Origin of the sequence: Polaromonas vacuolata, from assembly GCF_012584515.1 — a bacterium.
GTDB classification, from domain to species: Bacteria; Pseudomonadota; Gammaproteobacteria; order Burkholderiales; family Burkholderiaceae_C; genus Polaromonas; species Polaromonas vacuolata.
Map to the genome: position 1 here is coordinate 2,371,881 of NZ_CP051461.1, position 21,104 is coordinate 2,392,984.

A 21,104-nucleotide genomic window follows, 5' to 3' on the forward strand; every position below is an offset into this window, starting at 1 on the left:
AGACATGGGCTTGAGTGGCGTTTGCCTGTCGCTGGTAACAGCGGCCGGTCTTAGCGCCGGCAATCAGGTGTTTGTGCCGGTTGAACACTTCACGCTGGCATGGATTCATTCGATTGAAAAAGTGCGTTGGGAAGAAGATTACGCAGTGCTTCCTACGTCACCGGGCAGCAAGCCAACACTCAAAGCCGTGGCGGCACGAATTAAAGGATCGGCTGCCGGCATGGAGCCACCGGCGGACGCCAAGCTAAAAAACGGTTGGTATGAGTACCAGCCGACCATCCATGAGCCCGCCGAGTTGCGTTTATCACGTTCATTTTTCACGGCGGATTATGAGTGGTGTATGCGCGGCAGTTGCCAGCCCATGTCGGCACTTATGGCCTCTGACGGTGGAGTAACTCTGGTGCGCGCCTGCAGCCAGAGTCAAGCGCTCGATGAGAACAAGCGTGAATAAAAATGAGCGCTAGGGAAAAGTCGCTTTAAAAATCATGCGCTGAAGGAATCAATCAGCCGGGCGCAAACTCAAACGCCAGAGCGAAAAACCAGCGCAAATCCACTGACCAAAATACATGGCGCTGCCAAGGCCGTGCCAAAGGCGTAAATCACCGCCATCAGCACGCGCGCTAAGAATCCGCGGGGCGATTCCAAACTCCACCAATAGCGTCAGCAACAAACCAGCGAGGATGAACTTAATCGTACCGCGCATGTACAAAGACGGCGCATCTTGCCCACCTTTGTTGAACACCATAAACAGCAACATGGCGCAAGCAGTGCTAAGCCAAGTCTGAGCCGTGAACAGTTTGGCCGCCATGGCGCCAGCGATCTGCGGAGTCGCCAGATGCGTGAACAGCATGGGCACAATCACAAAACCAAGCGCTGTCAGGCTGCCCCACCAAAGGGCTGCAACCATGACGCCGAAACGGTGACGTTTCATTGCGGTTTAGACGTACATCACTGCAATGATCTCGTAGCGCTTGATGCCGCCTGGCGCCAGCACTTCAGCGACATCGCCTTCGTCTTTGCCAATCAAGGCGCGGGCAATCGGTGAGCCGATATTGACGCGGCCTTGCTTAATATCGGCCTCGTCCTCGCCAACAATTTGGTAAGTCACCTTATCGCCAGTGTCTTCGTCTTGCAGCTCTATGGTCGAGCCAAAAACAACTTTACCGCCAGCGTCCATAGCCGTCGGATCAATGATCAGGGCGACTGAGAGTTTGCCCTCAATTTCCTGAATCCGACCTTCGACAAAACCTTGTCTGTCTTTGGCCGCTTCGTATTCTGCGTTCTCACTCAGGTCGCCCTGTGCGCGAGCTTCAGAAATAGCGTTGATAACCCACGGCCGTTCTACCGTCTTGAGCTTGTGCAGTTCGGCTTTGAGTTTTTCCGAGCCGATTTTAGTAATAGGAATTGTTGCCATGTTATTGCTCCTTAAAAAGCGAAACCGCCACCAGTGACCTGGCGGCGGCGCTTTTGATCCACGCTTTAATTAAAAGTGTCTATAGCTTCAAGTTTAATGCATTGCCAAGCCGGAAAAAACCGACTCTGACAATCTTGCTTAAACCAGCTGTGCGTGCATTTCTTGCACGGAAATAATACCTAAATTATCAAGATACTTCATGCCTTCTACCGCCGCTTCTGCGCCGGCAATAGTGGTGAAGGTGGTCACCCTTGCCAGCAGTGCTGAGGTACGAATCTGACGTGAGTCAGCAATCGCATTACGCCGCTCTTCGACAGTGTTTATCACCAAAGCAATCTCATTGCTTTTGATCATATCAACCACATGTGGTCGGCCTTCTGTGACCTTGTTAACCACAGCGCAAGCGATTCCAGCAGCGGTAATTGCAGCGGCCGTTCCCTTGGTTGCAACCAGTTCAAACTTCATCGCACTCAGCGCACGCGCCACTTCCACCGCACGCAACTTGTCGTTGTTTTTAACGGTGAGAAAAACCTTGCCTGATGTGGGAAGCTTGGTACCAGCGCCCAACTGTGACTTGACAAAGGCTTCGCCAAAAGTTTTACCCACACCCATGACCTCGCCGGTGGACTTCATCTCGGGGCCGAGAATAGTGTCAACGCCGGGGAATTTCACGAACGGGAAAACCGCTTCTTTCACGCTGAAATAAGGCGGCGTGACTTCTTTCGTGATGCCTTGTTCAGCCAGTGTCTGACCGACCATGCAACGTGCCGCAACCTTGGCCAATTGAATGCCAGTGGCCTTGCTCACGAATGGCACGGTGCGCGACGCACGCGGGTTAACTTCGAGCACGTAAATCACATCTAAGCCGTCGATATGCTGAATCGCAAACTGCACATTCATCAAGCCCACCACATTCAAAGCCGCAGCCATAGCTGAGGTTTGGCGCTTGATTTCTGTGATCGTCTCAGCGCTCAGTGAATACGGCGGCAAGGAGCACGCCGAGTCGCCGCTGTGCACGCCGGCCTGCTCAATGTGTTCCATCACGCCGCCAATAAAGGTTGCGCCAACAGAGTCACGGATGCAGTCGACATCGCATTCAATCGCGTCGTTCAAAAACCGGTCTAACAGAACCGGCGAGTCATGGCTGACCTTGACCGCTTCGCGCATATAGCGCTCAAGGTCACGTTGCTCGTGGACGATTTCCATGGCTCGTCCGCCCAGCACATAACTAGGGCGAACGACTAAGGGATAGCCCAGAGCTGCGGCTTTTTCAAGCGCTTCTGGTTCGGTGCGAGCTGTGGCATTTGGCGGCTGACGCAGCTTGAGTTCGTGCAGCAGTTTTTGGAAACGCTCACGGTCTTCAGCCGCGTCAATCATGTCGGGTGTGGTGCCAACTATCGGTACGCCATTGGCTTCTAAATCCAACGCCAATTTCAAAGGTGTCTGACCACCGTATTGCACGATCACGCCATAAGGCTTTTCTTTATCGACAATTTCAAGCACGTCTTCCAGTGTCAGTGGCTCGAAATACAAACGGTCGCTGGTGTCGTAGTCAGTCGACACGGTTTCTGGATTGCAGTTGACCATAATCGTTTCATAACCGTCTTCACGCAGCGCCAAAGCAGCATGCACGCAGCAGTAATCAAACTCAATGCCTTGACCAATACGGTTCGGGCCGCCGCCCAGCACCATGATTTTTTTCTTGTCAGTTGGCATGGCTTCGCACTCACTGCCTTCGGCCTCGTAGGTCGAATACAGGTAGGCGGTGTTAGTTGCAAACTCAGCCGCGCAAGTATCAACCCGCTTATAGACTGGACGCACGCCAAGCGCCAAACGCTTTTCACGAATAGCCGTATCAGTGGTGTGAAGTTGCTTGGCCAAACGCCTGTCAGAAAATCCTTTTTGCTTGAGCGCGCGCAGCGTGGCGGCGTCAATCGCGTCCAGCGTCGTGGTTTCGAGTTCGAGTTCAATCTTCACGATCTGCTCGATCTGCACCAAAAACCACGGGTCAATCTTGGTCAGTGCAAACACTTCGTCAACCGACAAACCCATGGCAAATGCGTCACCCACGTACCAGATGCGGTCTGGGCCGGGTGCGCCTAATTCTTTTTCCAATACTTCGCGGTCTTGGGTTTTTTCGTTCATACCGTCCACGCCAACTTCCAGACCACGCAAGGCTTTCTGAAAGGATTCTTGGAAGGTACGGCCCATGGCCATGACTTCGCCAACGGACTTCATCTGTGTCGTCAAACGTGAGTCTGCGGTGGGAAATTTCTCAAACGCAAAACGCGGTATTTTGGTGACCACGTAATCAATGCTGGGCTCGAAACTCACTGGGGTTGCGCCACCGGTGATTTCGTTGCGCAACTCGTCTAGCGTGTAGCCAATCGCCAGTTTGGCGGCGACTTTAGCAATCGGGAAACCGGTGGCTTTAGAGGCTAGCGCTGATGAGCGCGAAACACGTGGATTCATCTCGATCACGACCATACGGCCGTCTTCTGGATTAATCGAAAACTGCACGTTGGAGCCGCCCGTATCAACACCAATTTCACGCAGCACAGCCAGCGATGCGTTGCGCAGAATTTGGTATTCCTTGTCGCTCAAAGTCTGCGCTGGTGCGACAGTAATCGAGTCGCCGGTGTGCACGCCCATGGGGTCAAGGTTTTCGATTGAGCAGACGATGATGCAGTTGTCTGCCGTGTCGCGCACGACTTCCATCTCATACTCTTTCCAGCCCAAGAGCGACTCTTCAATCAACAACTCTTTGGTCGGCGACGCTTCGAGTCCGCGCTTACAAATAATCTCGAACTCTTCTGGGTTGTAAGCGATACCGCCGCCAGTGCCGCCCAGCGTAAAGCTTGGACGAATCACCGTCGGGAAACCCAAGGTTTTTTGTACTACCCACGCTTCGTCCATGGTGTGGGCAATGCCGGAACGCGCAGAGCCCAGACCAATTTTGGTCATGGCGTCTTTGAATTTGAGCCGGTCTTCCGCCTTGTCTATGGCCTCTGGCTTGGCACCAATCAGTTCGACCTTGTATTTTTCCAGCACGCCGTTGTGCCACAAATCGAGAGCGCAATTGAGCGCCGTCTGTCCGCCCATGGTCGGCAAAATCGCGTCTGGCCGTTCTTTGGCGATGATTTTTTCAACCGTCTGCCAAGTAATCGGCTCGATATACGTCACATCGGCAGTCGCCGGATCGGTCATGATGGTGGCCGGATTGCTATTGATCAAAATGACCTTGTAGCCTTCTTCGCGCAAAGCCTTGCAAGCTTGCACGCCGGAGTAATCAAACTCACAAGCTTGACCAATGATGATGGGGCCGGCGCCTATGATGAGAACCGATTTAATGTCTGTACGTTTTGGCATTTAGTTCGCTTCAATCTACGTTTTGTTGTGCAGCGTTGCAGGATGGGCCGCCCTTCCCTTCCTGCCTAAGCGCTGCTAATTTCTTAAATACTGGCTGTGGCGCAAGGCAGATGCGCAAAACCACCGTGACGCGGGAAAGACCGAATGACCAAGCAAACTGGTAAAAGTCTAGTTGGCTCGTGCCGTCTCCATAAGGGCAGTGAAACGGTCAAACAAATACGATATGTCGTGCGGCCCAGGTGATGCCTCGGGGTGACCTTGAAAGCAAAACGCTGGCTTATCAGTACGCGCCAAGCCTTGCAGCGTGCCGTCAAACAAACTCACATGCGTGGCTCGTAAATTAGCCGGTAGACTTTTCTCATCAACTGCAAAACCGTGATTCTGACTGGTGATGCTGACACGGCCGTTGTCTAAATCTTTCACCGGATGGTTGGCGCCGTGGTGGCCAAACTTCATCTTGAAAGTTTTTGCACCGCTGGCCAACGCCATGATTTGATGACCCAAGCAAATACCAAAAGTAGGTATGCCGGTTTCAATTAATTCACGTGCCGCAGCAATGGCGTAATCGCATGGCTGTGGATCGCCCGGGCCGTTGGCCAAGAAAATGCCGTCGGGTTTGAGTTTGAGCACATCGGCAGCTGGCGTTTGCGCTGGCACTACCGTGATGCGGGCACCGCGCTCAGCAATCATGCGCAAGATATTTTTCTTCACGCCGAAGTCATAGGCCACGACATGAAAGCGCGGCGTGATTTGAATGCCGTAACCAGAGCCGAATTTCCACTCTGTCTGCGTCCACTCATACGCATGTTCACTGGAGACAACGCGGGCTAAGTCCAAGCCAGCCATGCTAGGCGCCTGGCGTGCAGCAGCGACAGCTTTATCAATTACGCCTTGGCTGATTTCTTCACCAACAGCCAGCGCCATAATGCAGCCGTTTTGCGCACCATGGGTGCGCAGCAAACGTGTGAGCTGGCGCGTGTCTATGCCGGCAATGGCGACCGTGGATTGCTGGATCAAATACTCGGACAAGCTCATGTCGCTGCGAAAGTTAGACGCTATTAAGGGCAGATCTTTGATGATCAGTCCGGCGGCGTGAATCTTCCCAGCTTCGACGTCTTCGGCGCTAACGCCGTAGTTACCGATATGTGGGTAGGTGAGTGTGACGATTTGCTGGCAGTAGCTAGGATCGGTGAGGATTTCCTGATAACCAGACATGGCGGTATTAAAGACCACCTCGCCGGTGGTGGAGCCGGCAGCGCCAATAGATTGACCGATAAAAACCGTGCCATCGGCAAGCGCCAAGATAGCATGCGGCTTAGGTCCTGAAATTCCCTGTAGAGACAGAAGCACTGGGATCTCCCGATATGAAGTTACGGTTCGCCCAAGTTTGCACAAGATCGTCTTTTAAGGCTGATGAGGCGTATTTGACGTCTTGCAAATTGCTTTGTGAGGGGGGTTTGCTTTGGGTGCGCTTGGGCGAAGCTGTGTTTGAAAAGCCTCCGATTATAGCGTGCTGGTGGCCCAAAAAAGACTGGTTAGCACGCTCATTTTTGCGTACTGGCGCTGGCAAAAAGACAAATTGCTGCAGCCGCAGCCACATTCAGCGATTCTTCACCACCTGGCTGGTCAATCCTCACCTTCACACTTGACAGAGCCATTAGCGCATCACCGACGCCCTGCCCTTCGTGACCCATGGCCCAAGCGCAAGGCCAAGGCAAGGTCTGCTGATGCACAAATTGCCCCATGTGGGAGCTGGTCACGAGTATCGGCATCGCCAGCGCTGCAAGGTCTGCTGGCGCCGCACCTTCGATCAGTTTCAGCGCAAAGTGAGCGCCCATGCCGGCGCGCAAAACCTTGGGCGACCACAGTGCTGCCGTGCCTTTGAGCGCAATGACTTGGGCAAAGCCAAACGCCGCGGCGCTGCGCAGCATACTGCCTACATTGCCAGCGTCTTGCACGCGGTCAAGAATCAGACTGGGCGCGTTTGGGTTGAGCAAGGCAGACTCTGGCAAAGCCATCACAAAACCCATGCGCGCCGGCGACTCTAGGCCGCTGATTTCGGGCAACAAGGCATCAGTAATGACTATGTTTTTAGCTGCGCACAGCGTCCACTCACGCGGTGCTTGTGGCCAAAACGATTCTGAAAAAATGGCTAGTTCGGGTTTAAGACCTTTGGCTAAAGCGGCGCGGCACAAATGGTCGCCTTCCAGCCAGACCTTGCCCTGCTTGCGATAAGCCGCGCTGTCTTGCGAGAGCCGGCGAAGATCTTTAATCAGCGGATTGTCGCGCGAGCTGATGTGCGTCAGCGGCGTAGAAAAATCTGTCATTTCAACACCTGCGCGACCGGCGCAAAAGTGCGTCTGTGTTCAGGGCAAGCACCGTGTTCGCGCAGCGCAGCCAAATGCACGGCCGTGCCATAACCTTTGTGAATCGCAAAACCGTATTGCGGGTATTGCAAGTCGACATCAGTGCACCAACGATCGCGGTGTACCTTGGCCAATATGGACGCCGCAGATATTGCCGGTATCAGCGAATCGCCTTTGACAATCGCTTCAGAAAGTATCGCCAGCAAAGGCAATCGATTGCCGTCAACCAATACTTTTTGGGGTTTCAGACGCAGGCCTTCGACAGCGCGCTTCATAGCCAGCATGGTCGCTTTGAGAATGTTCAGCCTATCGATTTCCTCAACGCTGGCCTGTGCTATACAAAAGCAGAGCGAGCGGGAGACGATTTCGTCATAAAGCTTTTCGCGTTTGGGTGCGGTTAATTTTTTCGAGTCAGCCAAGCCGACAATCGGGTTTCTGTCATCGAGGATGACGGCCGCAGCCACCACTGGACCCATGAGCGGGCCACGTCCGGCCTCGTCAACGCCGGCCATCAAAGCGCCGGGAATATCCCAGCAAAGAAGGGTTTGTTCACCCAAGAAGAATTGTTTCGATAGCATCACTTGCCAATTTAGTAGTATCGCGCAGCAGCAAAGCATGCAGCGCGCCAAAGCGCTGTTCAACAGCGGCTATTTTTTCGGGTGCGTCGGTTTTAGCGTTTACCCATTCCAACAAGGCTTGCGCCAGCGCATCGGCTGTAGCATCGTCTTGCAGAAATTCAGGCACTACAAAATCCTCGCAGAGTATATTGGGCAGGCCGACCCAAGGCTGGAGTTTTTTTCGCTTCATGATCTGCCAAGACAGCCAATTCATGCGGTAAGCAATCACCATCGGGCGTTTGAAAAGTGCGGCCTCAAGGGTTGCCGTGCCGCTGGCAATCAAGGTCACATCACAAGCGGCCAATACCGTATGCGACTGGCCCTGAATAATTTGCAGCGCGCCCAGCATGCCAGCATCAATAGCTGCCTGCGTGATTTGTGCCAACAGCGCGGGGATGGCTGGCACGACGAACTTAATGTCTGGCCGCGTCTTATGCAGCAGCGCTGCAGCTTCAAAAAAGCGCCGCGCCAAATACGCAATTTCGGACTGACGCGAGCCAGGCAAAATCGCAATCACGGTATCCGTACTGGCAAGACCCAGCTTGTCACGCGCCGCCTGTTTATCCGGCTGCAACGCAATAACGCCGGCTAGCGGATGGCCCACATAAGTTGCGGCAATACCGTGCTTAGCCAGCAATGCCGGCTCAAACGGAAATATACACAGCACATGATCAACGCTACGGCGGATTTTTTCTACCCGATCAGCGCGCCAAGCCCATACCGATGGGCTGACGAAATGAACGGTTTTAACGCCTTGGCTTTTAAGCGATGCTTCAAGGTCAAGATTGAAATCGGGCGCATCTACACCAATAAATATGTCGGGTTTTTGCGCCAGTAAACGGGCTAAAAGTTGTTCACGTATGCCAACAATTTCGCGGTAGTGGCGCAGCACTTCTACATAACCACGCACCGCCAGTTTCTCACTCGGCCACCAAGCCTCAAAACCGCGCGCCGCCATTTGCGCACCGCCAATGCCGTGGCTGTCAAGCGTTGGCCAGCGGTGAGTCAAGCCATCTAACAAAATACCAGCCAACAAGTCGCCCGAGGTTTCGCCGGCGACCATTGCTAGGGTGGGGGGAGCAGGCAATCGGTCCGCAGTACGGGCCGGCACAGACGGCGCGGAGAGCATGGTTTATTGTCTTGATAAATTAGCGCACTATGCCGCGCTGCGGTGAAGTTTGCGACAAAAATGCCGTCATCATCATTACATCAGCATCGGCTTGCGGGAATTTTTGCACTAACTCAGCAATCTTGCTGTTTGCCTGATCCAGTGTGAGATCTTCACGGTACAAGGCCTTGTGCATGGCTTTGACAGCCGCCAGCCGTTCAGCCGAGAAACCGCGCCGCTTTAGACCTTCAAAATTCATGGTGCGCGCCTGCGCTGGCTGACCTTGCGACATCACAAACGGTGGCAGATCGGCAAACAGCAAAGAGCACATGGCCGTCATGCTGTGCGCGCCCATACGCACGTACTGGTGGACGACAGTAAAGCCGCCCAATATCACCCAGTCGCCGACTTCTACATGGCCGGCGAGTTGTGAGTTGTTAGCGAAAATTGTGTGGTTACCGACCAAGCAGTCATGCGCCAAATGCACATAGGCCATGATCCAGTTATCGTCGCCCAGCCGCGTCACACCGCCAGCGCTTGGTGAGCCGATATTAAAGGTGCAAAACTCGCGAATCGTGTTGCGGTTACCGATGATCAATTCGCACGGCTCGCCGGCATATTTTTTATCCTGCGGTATGGCACCCAGTGAATTGAACTGAAAAATATGGTTATCCGCACCAATCGTGGTGTGGCCCTCGATCACGCAGTGCGGCCCAACCCGCGTACCGGGTCCAATCTTGACGTTGGGCCCGATCACGCTGTAAGCGCCTATGCTGACACTGGCGTCAATTTGGGCTTGCGGATCAACGATGGCCGTGGGATGTATGCCGGGATGGCTTTCGCTGTGACTCATCTAGATTTCACCGACCTTAGGCAATGCTGCGCATGGTGCACATCAGTTGCGCTTCACAGACCAGCGCACCGTCTACGCTGCACTTACCGGTGAACTTAAAGACGCCAGACTTCATGCGGTCTAGTGTCACGTCCATGATGAGCTGGTCACCGGGTTCGACCGGACGCTTAAAGCGCGCACCATCGATACCGGCAAAGTAGTAAACGGTTTTGTCATCAGGTGCAGAACCCAAGGTGTCAAAGGCCAACAAAGCCGCCGCTTGCGCCATGGCTTCGAGCATCAACACACCCGGCATGACGGGATGATGGGGAAAATGGCCGACGAAAAACGGCTCATTAATCGTGACATTTTTCAGCGCCTTAATGCGCACGCCTTTTTCAATTTCAAGCACTCTATCGACCAGCAGAAAAGGAAAGCGGTGCGGGAGCTGCTTGAGAATTTGGTGAATATCCATCATGATTTTTTTACTTTATTTTCGGTGCTATGCAGCGAGGATTTTTCGACCAAGCGGAGCCGGTCGCGCAATTTGTGCAGTTGCTTAAGTGTGACTGCATTTTTTTCCCAGGCCGCATTGTCGTCTATGGGAAAGAAGCCGGTGTACATTCCCGGCTTAAAAATAGATCGTGTGACCACCGAAGCGGCTGACACATGCACATTGTCAGCCAGCGTCAAATGACCCAGAACCACCGCGCCGCCGCCAATCGTGCAGTGCGCGCCAATCCGCGCGCTACCGGCAACGCCGGCACAACCGGCCATGGCCGTGTGTTTGCCGACATGTACGTTATGGCCAATCTGAACTAAGTTATCTAACTTGACGCCGTCTTCGATCACGGTGTCTTGAAGCGCGCCGCGGTCAATGCAGCTGTTTGCGCCTATCTCGACATCGTTACCAATTCGGACTGCGCCTAGTTGTTCGATTTTTTCCCAGTGGCCTTGGTGCTGCGCAAAACCAAAGCCGTCCGCACCAATCACAACGCCGGGGTGGATGATGCAGCGCTCGCCAATGCTGCAGCCGTCTGCCAACGTGACGCGCGCCGACAGTCGACTATCAACGCCCACCGAGGCATTCGCTCCAATCACGCAATGCTCGGCGATACGCGCACCGCTCGCAATACGTGCGCCTGGGCCAATGCAAACAAATGCAGCGACAGAAACGCCGGTTGCAATTTGGGCTAAAGGGTCTATGCATGCTAAGTGATGGATGACGGCTGGCGCGAGCAGCTGATGCGAGCGCTTCCAAAATTGTGTGAGGCGCGCAAAACAGTAGTAGGGATCATCCACGACAAGGCAAGCGCCGCGCAATTGCGCCGCCGCTTGAGCGGCTGGTGAGACGATCACACAGCCGGCCTCTGAAGTCGCAAGCTTGGGTGCGTATTTGGGATGACTTAAAAAACTAAGCTCACCGGCTTTAGCATGTTCAAGCGGCGCAAGCCGCTCGATAAGCATCTCAGGGTCACCGACCAAGCGCACCGACATTTCGGGCAAAAGAAAGCCGACCATGTCGGCCAGAGTCAGCGCCACGCTATACCTACAACGTGAGCGCCGAGATTATTTGCCGTTGCTGGCATTCAGCAGTTTGATGACCTTGTCGGTCACGTCGAACTTAGGATTGACATACACCGCTTCTTGCACGATCAAGTCGTATTTTTCAGTTTCAGCCAAGCTTTTGACCACCTTGTTAGCGCGCTCAATAACTTGCTGCAACTCTTCGTTTTTGCGGGCATTGAGGTCTTCTTGGAATTCGCGGCGCTTGCGTTGGAATTCACGGTCTTGGTCGACCAAAGTTTTCTGGCGCGAATTGCGCTGACTCTCGGCTAGCGTGGGCGCGTCGCGCTCGAACTTATCGGAAGCAGTCTTGAGTTGGCTACCGATTTCGTTGAGCTCTTTTTCACGCTTACTAAACTCTTGCTCAAGTTTGACTTGAGCCGACTTGGCAGTATTGGCTTCGCGAAAAATACGATCCAGATTGACGATACCAATCTTGAGCTCTTGCGCATGGGCTTGCAGGCCAGCCAATACCAGCAGTGAGCCAAGAATAAATTGACGAGTGAGTTTCTTCATTAGAAAGATGTACCAATTTGAAATTGAAGCCGTTCAGTTCTATCGCCGACTTTTTTGCGTATTGGGTTGGCGATTGCCAGTCGCAGCGGACCGATAGGAGAAATCCAGCTTAGACCCACACCGAACGAAGCACGTAAATCATTGAAGCGATAAGGGCTGCTTTCAGCGAACACATTGCCAGCGTCAACAAACGTAAATATGCGCAGCGTGCGGTCATTACCAGTGCCGGGGAACGGCGCAATCAACTCGGCATTAAGCGTGATTTTTTTCGGTCCGCCCACAGCTAAATCACTGGAATCACGCGGGCCAAGCGAGCCCTGCTGAAAACCACGCACCGAACCCAGACCACCGGAGTAAGAATTCTTAAACACTGGAAAAGGTCGTCCGTTCAGTCCCTTACCCCAACCTAGTTCGCCATTAAGCGCAACTGTGTATTGTTTATTCAAGGGAATGTATTGCTGGATCTGGTAGCTAGCACGCAAAAAGCGTGCATCGCCAGCGATACCCCAGTCGCCATACACACGCTGATAGCGGCCACGGGTTGGCACCAATGCGCTGTCACGGTTGTCACGCGTCCAACCCACGGTAAGCGGTATAGAGGTACTGGTAAAACCAAACTGGCGGGCGTAATCCGCATAGGTCACAGGCAGCGGGTTAGAGCCTGGTTGAATGGTTAGTTGCTCAAAGCCAGAACCGAAATAAACCGTGTCGGTTTCGGTAAACGGCACACCAAAGCGAATGCTTGCGCCGGTTGTGCGCAGACCGTAGTCACCACCCTGACCGTCTAGAGGACGGTTGGTGCGCTGGTAAACATCGATCGCACGCGAAATACCATCGGCCGTGAAGTAAGGGTCAATGGTGCTAATTACCAGCTGACGGTTAGCTCGGCTGGTGTTCACTTCAATACCCAAATAGTTACCTGTGCCGAACACGTTTTCTTGGCGTATTCCAAAGGTCAACGAAACACTATCGGCAGTTGAGAAACCTGCACCGAGTTGCAAATTACCCGTCGGCTTTTCAGCCAGATTGACGTTCAAATCAACCTGATCAGGTGTGCCTGTCACTTCGCTGGTTTCAATGCCAACTTCGGTAAAAAAGCCGAGTCGGTCAAGACGGTCGCGAGACAAACGGATTTTGTCACCGTCATACCATGAAGATTCAAACTGGCGAAACTCGCGGCGCACGACTTCGTCACGCGTGCGGTTGTTGCCGCTCAGGTTGATACGGCGCACATAAGCGCGGCGTGACGGGTCACCCTGCAAGGTAAAGGAAACGAGGTTATTTGCACGGTCAATTTCAGGCGTTGCATCGACTCTGGCAAACGCAAAGCCAAAGGTACCGTAGTACTCTGTAAAGGCCTTAATCGTCTCAGCCACGGTGTCGGCGTTATAGCCTTCGCCCGGCTTGATGGTCACTAGTGATTTGAACTCATCTTCGCGGTTGAGATAGTTACCGTTTAGCTTGATGCCAGAGACGGTGAAGCGCTCACCCTCAGTGATGTTTAGGGTGATAGTGACATCTTGCTTATCTGGCGAGATCGCCACTTGGGTTGAGTCCACCTTGAACTCAAGATAGCCACGCGAAAGATAGTAAGAGCGCATGCTTTCGATGTCGGCATTGAGCTTGGCGCGTGAGTAACGGTCAGACTTGGTATACCAAGTCATCCAGCCGGCAGTATCAAGGTCGAACAAATTACGCAGTGTTGACTGGGTAAAGACTTTGTTACCGACTACGCGTATTTCTTTAATCTTAGCGACATCACCTTCGGTGACGCTAAAAGTCAGGTTCACACGATTACGCTCTATCGGCGTGACGGTGATGACAATCACCGCGCCATACATGCTGCGGTTGATGTATTGGCGTTTGAGTTCTTGCTCAGCCTTATCGGCTAGGGACTTGTCAAACGGCTGGCCGTCGGTCAGACCGATTTCACGCAAGGCTTTTTTCAGTACGTCTTTGTCAAACTCTTTAGTGCCGACGAACTCAACATCGGCCACGGTTGGACGCTCTTCGACGATCACGACCAGCACGTCGCCTTTGACTTCGAGGCGCACATCTTTGAACAAACCCAAGCTAAACAATGAACGAATGGCGGTGCTGGCCTTGTCGTCACTGTATGCATCACCAATCCGAAAGGGCAGCGAAGCAAAAATAGTGCCGGGTTCCACACGTTGCAAACCTTCGACGCGGATATCGCGCAAGGTGAAAGGATCCAATGCCCATGCGGACTGTGCCAGTAGCAAGCTCGCGGCAATAACAGAGAAAGTTTTGAGCTGGAAACGGTTAAATTTATTACGCATGAAATCTTTTAGAGTGACCGCTTGGGCGGTCGATGAAATAAGCACTTGTCAGTCAGTTTTCTAGTCTTTAAGCACTAGCCAAAGAGCCTGACGACATCGTTAAACATGGCTACGGACATCATCATCAGCAGTATTGCAACGCCACCACGTTGCAACTTGTCCATCCAAGCTTCGGAGACAGAACGACCGGTGACGGCTTCCCAAAGATAATACATCAGGTGCCCACCGTCCAAAACCGGTAGCGGGAGTAAATTAAGAACACCCAAACTAACGCTAATTAGCGCTAGAAATACGATGTATGCACTCCATCCTTGGCTGGCTGACTTACCCGCGTAGTCAGCAATAGTCAACGGGCCACTCAGATTTTTGATAGAGGCCTGACCTATGATCATCTTGCCCATCATCTTCAAACTCAGCACAGACACCTGCCAAGTCCGCACAGCGCCCTGCCATACACCGTCTAATGGACCGTAGCGCACGGTGACAAACTGCGGCTGCGCACCCACGAAAGCACCAATCCGGCCAACGCTGGTTTTGTCTAAGGTCAGCAAAGCCGGCGTCACAGCTAAAGCCAAGTCTTGACCATTACGCAGCAACTGCCAAGTTTGAGTCATAGGCTGACCGCTGGGCTGCAAATTACTGCGAATACGCTCACGCAATTGTTGGGCATCAACAATTGCTGTGCCGCCAACGCTGCGTACGACATCACCATTTTGCAGGCCGGCTTTTTCAGCCGCACTGCCGGCTTGAATCTGACCGATCACGGGTGCGGTCCAAGGGCTGATGATGCCAATTTCGCGAAACATGGTCGCGTCAGCCTCAGCAGAAGAGATATCAGAGAGTTTGAGCACAACTTCGCGCACTGGCTCAGCGGCATTTCCATCCGCAGTAGAACCCGTCGGTGCGCCATCTAGAGCGGCAGCAGAGGCCTTGTCGCTGGCCAAACCTAAACGCAGGTCACGCTTACCCAGCGCGCCCTGCATCAGGCGCCAGCGCAAGTCATCAAAGGATTTAAGAGCCACCATGGGTTCGCCCACATAGCCGGCTTGTAACACCAGTTCTTGGCCACGCAAGCCAGCACGCTCGGCAACAGAACCGGCGACAGGACTGGCTAACAAAGCTCTCGGCTCTTGCATGCCGGCCCAATTCACCGAGGCAAATAGCAGTATGGCCAGTAGCAAGTTGGCGATTGGACCAGCCGCCACCACAGCGGCGCGGGAGCGCAGCGGTTGGTTGTTAAAAGCCAAATGCCGCTCAGCCGGATCGACTGCGCCTTCACGCTCATCGAGCATGCGCACATAGCCACCCAGCGGCAGCATGCCAATAGCGAACTCAGTTGGTTTGCCCTTCAGGCGCCAGGTAAAAATGGGTTTGCCAAACCCGATAGAAAATTTCAGCACCTTGATACCGCAGGCAACCGCCATACGGTAGTGGCCGTACTCGTGCACCGCAATCAGCACACCCAGCGCAACCACAAATGCAAGTAGCGTCATCAGCATCTCAAACCTCCAGTTGTTTAGCGATTTGTTCGGCCGCCGAGCGGGACTGCAAATCTAGCCCGATTAAATCAGCCAAGCTGCCGGGCTCGGTCAGCACCACCGCGTCTAGCGTGGAACGATTGACGAAATGAATCTGGTCAAAGCGAATGCGTCCAGCCAGAAAAGCCGCAACCGCCACTTCGTTAGCCGCATTGAGTATGGCGGTGCTGCCGCTTGGGGCTGCAAGCACTTCCCAAGCTAATTGCAAGCCGGGAAAGCGCGCATGGTCTGGCTCTTCAAATGTCATATCGGCCATGGCACGAAAATCAAGCGCTTTTGCGCCCGAAGCAATCCGGTGCGGCCATGCCAGGCCGAAGGCAATCGGTACCCGCATGTCGGGTGTGCCGAGTTGCGCTACGACTGAGGTGTCTAAATACTGAACCATGGAATGAATCACGCTTTGCGGGTGAATCACCACCTCAATTTGCGTCGGCTCTAGGCGAAACAAATATTTCGCTTCAATCACTTCTAACGCCTTATTCATCATGGTCGCCGAGTCGACAGATATTTTGCGTCCCATGACCCAGTTCGGGTGGGCGCAGGCTTGGTCCGGCGTGACGTGTCTGAGCGAAGCGATGTCTAGTGTGCGAAACGGACCACCGGAAGCGGTAAGTATGATTTTTTCAACCCGTTGCGCCCAAGCCTCTGGGTCTTCTGGCAAAGACTGAAAAATGGCCGAATGCTCGCTGTCAATCGGCAGCAACTGCGCGCCGCCATCTTTGACCGCCTGCATAAAAAGCTCGCCTCCGACTACCAGCGCCTCTTTATTCGCCAAAAGCAAGCGCTTGCCAGCTTTGGCAGCCGCCATGCAGGGCTTGAGTCCAGCAGCGCCGACAATGGCAGCCATGACGCTGTCGACCTCCTCATGCGAGGCAATCATCTCAAGGTCTGCAGCAGACGACAACACAATCGTCTTCAAACCGGCTTGCTTGATTTTCTCAGCCAACTGCTTGGCCTGCGGCGCATAAACCATCACAGCAAAACGCGGCGAAAAACGCTGGCACTGGGCAAAGATCACATCGACCTGAGTCGCGGCACTCAAAGCAAACACTTCAAAGCGGTCGGGATGGGCAGACACGACGTCCAACGTATTAACGCCGACAGAGCCAGTGGAGCCGAGAATAGTCAGGCGCTGCTTTAAAAAAGTCATGAAGTTATTGGACGCAGGGTTGGGCAAGTCATTGTGTCTAAGCGTTCGTAAAAACCGTTGATAAAAGTGACCTTTTAAAGCGTCTTATGAATCACTCATTAAGCGCTTATTGAAACCGTTTTTTGTCTACGTTGCAGGTTTAGCCGTTAAATGGGCTTACAGCGACGCCAGCATCATAGCCAGCGGTAGGGCTGGCAGCAGCGCATCTACTCGATCAAGAACGCCACCATGTCCGGGTAGCAGACCACTGGAATCTTTTGCACCGGCGCTACGCTTGACCAGCGATTCAAACAAATCACCCACAACGCTCATTGCGGTCATAAAGAGCATGGCTAACAGCAGCACGATCAAGCCATGTTGACTGAGCAGGCGGCTGTAAAAACTACTGGCCACTGCGGGCATATAAGTATCTAACGTAGTCCAAGCCAAGCCCAGCACCAGCACTCCAGCCATACCGCCCCAAACACCTTCCCAGCTTTTGCCTGGACTGATTGTTGCAGCTAATTTGGATTGACTAAAGCGCCCGCCAAAAGCGCGTCCTGCAAAGTAAGCACCAATATCGGCAACCCAAACCAGAGTCAGCACTGAGAGTAAAAAATTCACGCCCATCAGCCTAGCCTGAGCAATCGCCAGCCAAGCCAGCCATAAAGCGAGCAAACCGCCAGCCAAGCGCAAGACCCGCGGAATGCGCGACCAACCAGCCACGCCTTGGCGCAACAACCAAGCACCTAAGAGCACCCAAGCCGATCCAGCAAGCGTCCACAGCAAGGGCAGTGACATGGCGATCAGGCCGGCGCGCCAAGACAGCGCGCACATTGCCACGCAGATAGCACCCAAAAGTAAAGATACCGGTTGACTGCAGCCGTTGAGCTTGCCCCATTCCCATGCACCTGCCGCGATTAACACCAGCGCAACAGAAGCAAAAACATAGGGGGAAGGATAAAAAAGTGCTGGCAACAAAATAGCCAACAAAACAATAGCGGTGATCACGCGTTGCTTAAGCATCAAGCTACCTTTGAGGTGATTTGTTCGGAGGTCTTACCGAAACGACGCTCACGATTGCAAAACACAGCAATCGCCTCGTCTAGCGCTGCGGCATCAAAGTCAGGCCAAAGCTTATCGGAGAAATGAAATTCGGTGTAAGCGGTTTGCCACAACAAGAAATTACTTATGCGCAGCTCGCCGCCGGTGCGAATGAGTAAATCGGGGTCGGGTACGTGGGCTAGTGCCATGGCACGGTCAAGAGCCATCTCAGTAATAGGTTGGCCGCTGCTGGCTACTTTTTGCGCCGCTTGTGCGATATCCCAACGCCCGCCGTAGTTAAAGCAAACGTTAAGAATCAATCGTGTGTTGTCGGCTGTTGAGGCCTCTGCATTGGCAAGACCGGTTTGCATCTTCGTTGAAAGCCGTTTGAGGTCGCCAATAAAATGCAAACGCACACCGTTGGCTTTCATACGCGGCACTTCTCCGGCCAACGATAAAACCAGTAATTCCATCAAACCGGATACTTCCTCTTGCGGTCTGTTCCAGTTCTCGGATGAAAACGCAAACACCGTCAGCACAGCTACGCCACGGTCTATACAAGCTTGAACGCAGCGACTGAGCGAAGTCACGCCTTGTTTGTGGCCGGCCACACGTGGCAAAAACCGCTTGGTTGCCCAGCGGCCATTGCCATCCATCACAACAGCGATATGCTGCGGCACCGCTTTGGTTTCAAGCTTTGCCATGTACTCGCTCAGTATGCAAAGCACGGCACAAGAAGTAAGCCAGCCACAGCTTCATGCTTAGACGGACATCAAGTCTTGTACTTTGCCGACAACCAGTTTGTCAACATCGGTGATGAAACGGTCGGTAGATTTTTGCACTTCATCTATCGAGCGGCGCTCGTCGTCCTCAGACGCAAGTTTGTCTTTCACCAGCTTTTTAAGCTGCTCGTTGGCATCGCGGCGCAGATTGCGGATAGCAACTTTTGCATGCTCGCCTTCGGCACGCACTACTTTGGTCAACTCTTTGCGGCGCTCTTCGCTCATGGCTGGCATGGGTACGCGAATGAGTTCACCTTGAGACGCTGGGTTCAGACCTAAGTCGGAATCACGAATAGCTTTTTCAATTTTCGCGCCCATGCCTTTTTCCCACGGCGTCACACCAATCGTGCGCGAGTCCAGCATGGATACGTTAGCGACTTGGCTGATAGGCAGCATGGAGCCGTAGTAGTCGACATGCACGGTGTCTAACAAACCCGGGCTGGCGCGGCCGGTGCGAATTTTGGTCAGACTGTTTTTAAACGCATCTATTGACTGCTGCATTTTCAAGTCAGCGTTTTGTTTTATTTCGATAATGCTCATGATTAAAACTCCGTATTACAGCGTATTGGCCGTGTTGATTGGCAAGAAGTAAGCCTGAATAAAAATTAGCAGACTCTTAAATCTCTGGCTCTCAGACGTAGACCAGTGTGCCTTCATCTTCGCCCATCACTACGCGCTTTAGCGCGCCGTGTTTAAAGATGCTGAACACCTTCAAGGGCAGTTTTTGGTCGCGTAGCAGCGCAAAAGCGGTGGCGTCCATGACTTCGAGATTGCGGCCCATTGCCTCGTTAAAGGTGATGCTGGTAAAGCGAGTCGCTAAAGGATCTTTCTGCGGATCAGCAGAATAAACGCCATCAACTTTAGTCGCCTTGAGCACGATTTCAGCACCAATTTCAGCACCGCGCAGTGCGGCAGCCGTGTCGGTGGTAAAAAAGGGATTGCCAGTACCTGCGGCAAAGATAACGACCTTGCCCTCTTCCAGGTATTGCAAAGCCTTGGGACGCACATAGGGTTCGACGACACGCTCAATGCCGATAGCGGACATCACACGCGGTGTCAGTCCAGCTTTATCCATGGTGTCGCCCAAAGCCAAGGCGTTCATCACCGTGGCCAACATGCCCATGTAGTCAGCGGTAGCGCGGTCCATACCGACGGAGCCGCCAGCAACGCCGCGAAAAATATTACCACCGCCAATCACCACCGCCATTTGCACACCTAGGCGGGTGACTTCAGCGATTTCCTCGACTATGCGAACAATGGTTGCACGGTTAATGCCAAAGGCATCGTCTCCCATCAAGGACTCACCTGACAGTTTTAACAAGATTCGCTTGTAGGCTGGCATGATTGAGTCTTTCTTGGGATGAGTTAGGGTGTGGTGATTGCGGCCTTGCGGCAGAGCGGTGTAACTAGCTGAGACAGTGCTTGGCAGCCAAAGTTTGGCGCTACGCACTCATCAGATTTAGGCAACTTCAGGCGATGTTGATCGACTGAAGTTGGCTCGTAACGACTTTAATTTAAGCAGCTTTTGCAGCAGCGATTTGAGCAGCTACTTCGCCAGCGAAATCGTCAACCTTCTTCTCAATGCCTTCACCGACAACATAAAGCGTAAAGGACTTAACCGTCGTGGCTTTTTCCTTGAGCATTTGCTCTACAGTTTGCTTGTCGTTTTTGACAAAAACTTGGTTGTGCAAGCTAACTTCTTTGAGGTATTTGGCAACGCCGCCTTCGATGCGCTTGGCAACGATTTCTGGTGACTGAACCGATTTGCCTTCAGCAACCGCTTTGTTTGCGTCTTCTGCAGCTTTAGCAGCAGCAACTGAACGCTCACGAGCCACTAATTCAGCGGGCACTTGATCGCTAGACAGTGATACTGGCTTCATCGCAGCGACGTGCATAGCAACGTCTTTAGCAGCCGCTTCTTCACCGTCGAACTCAACGACGACGCCAATGCGCGTGCCATGTAAGTAAGAGGCGAGTTGGCTGTTAGCGAAACGCTGGAAACGGCGCACCGTCATGTTCTCGCCAATCTTGCCGATCAGGCCGCGGCGCACATCTTCAATCGTAGGACCAAAGCCATCGAGGCTTAATGGCATAGCGCCAATCGCAGCCAAATCAGCTGGATTGTGAGCAACAATGCCTTTTGCCACTGCGTCGGTGAATGCCAAAAAGCTGTCGTTTTTGGTCACAAAGTCGGTTTCGCAATTGATCTCAACCAATGCGCCAACGCCGGCTTCAGCGTGATAAGCGACAACGCCTTCGGCGGTCACGCGGGACGATGCTTTACCCGCTTTGTTGCCGAGTTTGACGCGCAAAATTTCTTCCGCTTTTTCAAAGTTACCTTCAGCTTCGGTGAGTGCTTTTTTGCACTCCATCATGGGAGCGTCGGTCTTGGCGCGAAGTTCAGCGACCATGCTTGCAGTTATTGCCATTGCCATTTTGTATTTCTCCGTTTGTCGTGTTGACTTACTGACACATTGCGCCCGGCCGGTAAGACCGCTGCACTTACACGGCCCTGTATTTGGG

General features: G+C 53.2%; 20 protein-coding genes. 1 reads left to right on the forward strand and 19 read right to left on the reverse strand.

Annotation, left to right across the window (positions count from 1 at the left end):
* Positions 1–4: 4 nt before the first annotated feature.
* Positions 5–451: a DUF1850 domain-containing protein gene (locus HC248_RS10785; RefSeq protein WP_168922476.1), complete on the forward strand. Its 447-nt coding sequence runs from the start codon at positions 5–7 to the stop codon at positions 449–451.
* 48 nt (positions 452–499) lie between these two features.
* On the opposite strand, the gene HC248_RS10790 is transcribed toward HC248_RS10785, so the two are convergent.
* The 19 genes from HC248_RS10790 to tsf form a co-directional block, all read right to left on the reverse strand.
* Complete coding sequence (locus HC248_RS10790) at positions 500–931, reverse strand: DUF4149 domain-containing protein (protein ID WP_168922477.1); 432 nt, start codon at positions 929–931, stop codon at positions 500–502.
* Between the two features lie 6 nt (positions 932–937).
* Entirely contained in the window at positions 938–1,414 is a 477-nt protein-coding gene (greA, locus tag HC248_RS10795; protein ID WP_168922478.1) for a transcription elongation factor GreA, read from the reverse strand.
* Between the two features lie 138 nt (positions 1,415–1,552).
* Complete coding sequence (gene carB / locus HC248_RS10800) at positions 1,553–4,783, reverse strand: carbamoyl-phosphate synthase large subunit (RefSeq protein ID WP_168922479.1); 3,231 nt, start codon at positions 4,781–4,783, stop codon at positions 1,553–1,555.
* A gap of 168 nt (positions 4,784–4,951) precedes the next feature.
* Positions 4,952–6,133, reverse strand: coding sequence for a glutamine-hydrolyzing carbamoyl-phosphate synthase small subunit (gene carA, locus HC248_RS10805; RefSeq protein WP_168922480.1), 1,182 nt, complete (start codon positions 6,131–6,133; stop codon positions 4,952–4,954).
* A 194-nt stretch (positions 6,134–6,327) separates the two neighbouring features.
* Positions 6,328–7,110, reverse strand: coding sequence for a TrmH family RNA methyltransferase (locus HC248_RS10810; RefSeq protein WP_168922481.1), 783 nt, complete (start codon positions 7,108–7,110; stop codon positions 6,328–6,330).
* The gene (gene rnhB, locus HC248_RS10815; RefSeq protein ID WP_168922482.1) at positions 7,107–7,727 is read right to left on the reverse strand and encodes a ribonuclease HII; all 621 of its coding nucleotides are present in this window, start codon (positions 7,725–7,727) and stop codon (positions 7,107–7,109) included. Before rnhB ends, HC248_RS10810 begins: the two co-directional genes overlap by 4 nt.
* Positions 7,699–8,895: a lipid-A-disaccharide synthase gene (lpxB, locus tag HC248_RS10820; protein ID WP_272953611.1), complete on the reverse strand. Its 1,197-nt coding sequence runs from the start codon at positions 8,893–8,895 to the stop codon at positions 7,699–7,701. Before lpxB ends, rnhB begins: the two co-directional genes overlap by 29 nt.
* Before the next feature lie 19 nt (positions 8,896–8,914).
* Positions 8,915–9,727 (reverse strand): acyl-ACP--UDP-N-acetylglucosamine O-acyltransferase, encoded by an 813-nt coding sequence (gene lpxA / locus HC248_RS10825; protein ID WP_168922483.1) that lies wholly within the window; start codon positions 9,725–9,727, stop codon positions 8,915–8,917.
* Between the two features lie 16 nt (positions 9,728–9,743).
* Positions 9,744–10,184 (reverse strand): 3-hydroxyacyl-ACP dehydratase FabZ, encoded by a 441-nt coding sequence (gene fabZ, locus HC248_RS10830; protein ID WP_168922484.1) that lies wholly within the window; start codon positions 10,182–10,184, stop codon positions 9,744–9,746.
* Positions 10,181–11,227, reverse strand: a complete 1,047-nt coding sequence (gene lpxD, locus HC248_RS10835; RefSeq protein ID WP_420372019.1) for a UDP-3-O-(3-hydroxymyristoyl)glucosamine N-acyltransferase — start codon at positions 11,225–11,227, stop codon at positions 10,181–10,183. Before lpxD ends, fabZ begins: the two co-directional genes overlap by 4 nt.
* 48 nt (positions 11,228–11,275) lie before the next feature.
* A complete protein-coding gene (locus HC248_RS10840) occupies positions 11,276–11,788 on the reverse strand; it encodes an OmpH/Skp family outer membrane protein (protein WP_168922485.1) in 513 nt (170 codons plus the stop codon).
* A complete protein-coding gene (bamA, locus tag HC248_RS10845; RefSeq protein ID WP_168922486.1) occupies positions 11,788–14,088 on the reverse strand; it encodes an outer membrane protein assembly factor BamA in 2,301 nt (766 codons plus the stop codon). The genes HC248_RS10840 and bamA overlap by 1 nt, the downstream gene beginning before the upstream one ends.
* Before the next feature lie 74 nt (positions 14,089–14,162).
* The gene (gene rseP / locus HC248_RS10850) at positions 14,163–15,587 is read right to left on the reverse strand and encodes an RIP metalloprotease RseP (RefSeq protein ID WP_168922487.1); all 1,425 of its coding nucleotides are present in this window, start codon (positions 15,585–15,587) and stop codon (positions 14,163–14,165) included.
* A 1-nt stretch (position 15,588) separates the two neighbouring features.
* Complete coding sequence (gene ispC, locus HC248_RS10855) at positions 15,589–16,776, reverse strand: 1-deoxy-D-xylulose-5-phosphate reductoisomerase (RefSeq protein ID WP_168922488.1); 1,188 nt, start codon at positions 16,774–16,776, stop codon at positions 15,589–15,591.
* Between the two features lie 156 nt (positions 16,777–16,932).
* Positions 16,933–17,781: a phosphatidate cytidylyltransferase gene (locus HC248_RS10860; protein WP_168922489.1), complete on the reverse strand. Its 849-nt coding sequence runs from the start codon at positions 17,779–17,781 to the stop codon at positions 16,933–16,935.
* A complete protein-coding gene (gene uppS / locus HC248_RS10865; RefSeq protein ID WP_168922490.1) occupies positions 17,781–18,503 on the reverse strand; it encodes a polyprenyl diphosphate synthase in 723 nt (240 codons plus the stop codon). The genes HC248_RS10860 and uppS overlap by 1 nt, the downstream gene beginning before the upstream one ends.
* A gap of 57 nt (positions 18,504–18,560) precedes the next feature.
* A complete protein-coding gene (gene frr / locus HC248_RS10870; RefSeq protein ID WP_168922491.1) occupies positions 18,561–19,121 on the reverse strand; it encodes a ribosome recycling factor in 561 nt (186 codons plus the stop codon).
* A 91-nt stretch (positions 19,122–19,212) separates the two neighbouring features.
* On the reverse strand, positions 19,213–19,923 hold the full coding sequence (pyrH, locus tag HC248_RS10875; protein ID WP_168922492.1) for a UMP kinase: 711 nt from the start codon (positions 19,921–19,923) through the stop codon (positions 19,213–19,215).
* A gap of 172 nt (positions 19,924–20,095) precedes the next feature.
* Positions 20,096–21,010: a translation elongation factor Ts gene (gene tsf / locus HC248_RS10880; RefSeq protein ID WP_168922493.1), complete on the reverse strand. Its 915-nt coding sequence runs from the start codon at positions 21,008–21,010 to the stop codon at positions 20,096–20,098.
* Between the last annotated feature and the right edge of the window lie 94 nt (positions 21,011–21,104).

Excerpts from the sequence above, each read along its gene's own strand:
- uppS (WP_168922490.1), bottom strand. The coding sequence starts at position 18,503 with ATGGCAAAGCTTGAAACCAAAGCGGTGCCGCAGCATATCGCTGTTGTG.
- HC248_RS10810 (WP_168922481.1), bottom strand. The coding sequence starts at position 7,110 with ATGACAGATTTTTCTACGCCGCTGACGCACATCAGCTCGCGCGACAAT.
- HC248_RS10840 (WP_168922485.1), bottom strand. The coding sequence starts at position 11,788 with ATGAAGAAACTCACTCGTCAATTTATTCTTGGCTCACTGCTGGTATTG.
- pyrH (WP_168922492.1), bottom strand. The coding sequence starts at position 19,923 with ATGCCAGCCTACAAGCGAATCTTGTTAAAACTGTCAGGTGAGTCCTTG.
- HC248_RS10790 (WP_168922477.1), bottom strand. The coding sequence starts at position 931 with ATGAAACGTCACCGTTTCGGCGTCATGGTTGCAGCCCTTTGGTGGGGC.
- ispC (WP_168922488.1), bottom strand. The coding sequence starts at position 16,776 with ATGACTTTTTTAAAGCAGCGCCTGACTATTCTCGGCTCCACTGGCTCT.
- HC248_RS10860 (WP_168922489.1), bottom strand. The coding sequence starts at position 17,781 with ATGCTTAAGCAACGCGTGATCACCGCTATTGTTTTGTTGGCTATTTTG.
- lpxB (WP_272953611.1), bottom strand. The coding sequence starts at position 8,895 with ATGCTCTCCGCGCCGTCTGTGCCGGCCCGTACTGCGGACCGATTGCCT.
- bamA (WP_168922486.1), bottom strand. The coding sequence starts at position 14,088 with ATGCGTAATAAATTTAACCGTTTCCAGCTCAAAACTTTCTCTGTTATT.
- rnhB (WP_168922482.1), bottom strand. The coding sequence starts at position 7,727 with ATGCTATCGAAACAATTCTTCTTGGGTGAACAAACCCTTCTTTGCTGG.
- greA (WP_168922478.1), bottom strand. The coding sequence starts at position 1,414 with ATGGCAACAATTCCTATTACTAAAATCGGCTCGGAAAAACTCAAAGCC.
- lpxD (WP_420372019.1), bottom strand. The coding sequence starts at position 11,227 with ATGGTCGGCTTTCTTTTGCCCGAAATGTCGGTGCGCTTGGTCGGTGAC.
- HC248_RS10785 (WP_168922476.1), top strand. The coding sequence starts at position 5 with ATGGGCTTGAGTGGCGTTTGCCTGTCGCTGGTAACAGCGGCCGGTCTT.
- lpxA (WP_168922483.1), bottom strand. The coding sequence starts at position 9,727 with ATGAGTCACAGCGAAAGCCATCCCGGCATACATCCCACGGCCATCGTT.
- carB (WP_168922479.1), bottom strand. The coding sequence starts at position 4,783 with ATGCCAAAACGTACAGACATTAAATCGGTTCTCATCATAGGCGCCGGC.
- frr (WP_168922491.1), bottom strand. The coding sequence starts at position 19,121 with ATGAGCATTATCGAAATAAAACAAAACGCTGACTTGAAAATGCAGCAG.
- rseP (WP_168922487.1), bottom strand. The coding sequence starts at position 15,587 with ATGCTGATGACGCTACTTGCATTTGTGGTTGCGCTGGGTGTGCTGATT.
- tsf (WP_168922493.1), bottom strand. The coding sequence starts at position 21,010 with ATGGCAATAACTGCAAGCATGGTCGCTGAACTTCGCGCCAAGACCGAC.
- fabZ (WP_168922484.1), bottom strand. The coding sequence starts at position 10,184 with ATGATGGATATTCACCAAATTCTCAAGCAGCTCCCGCACCGCTTTCCT.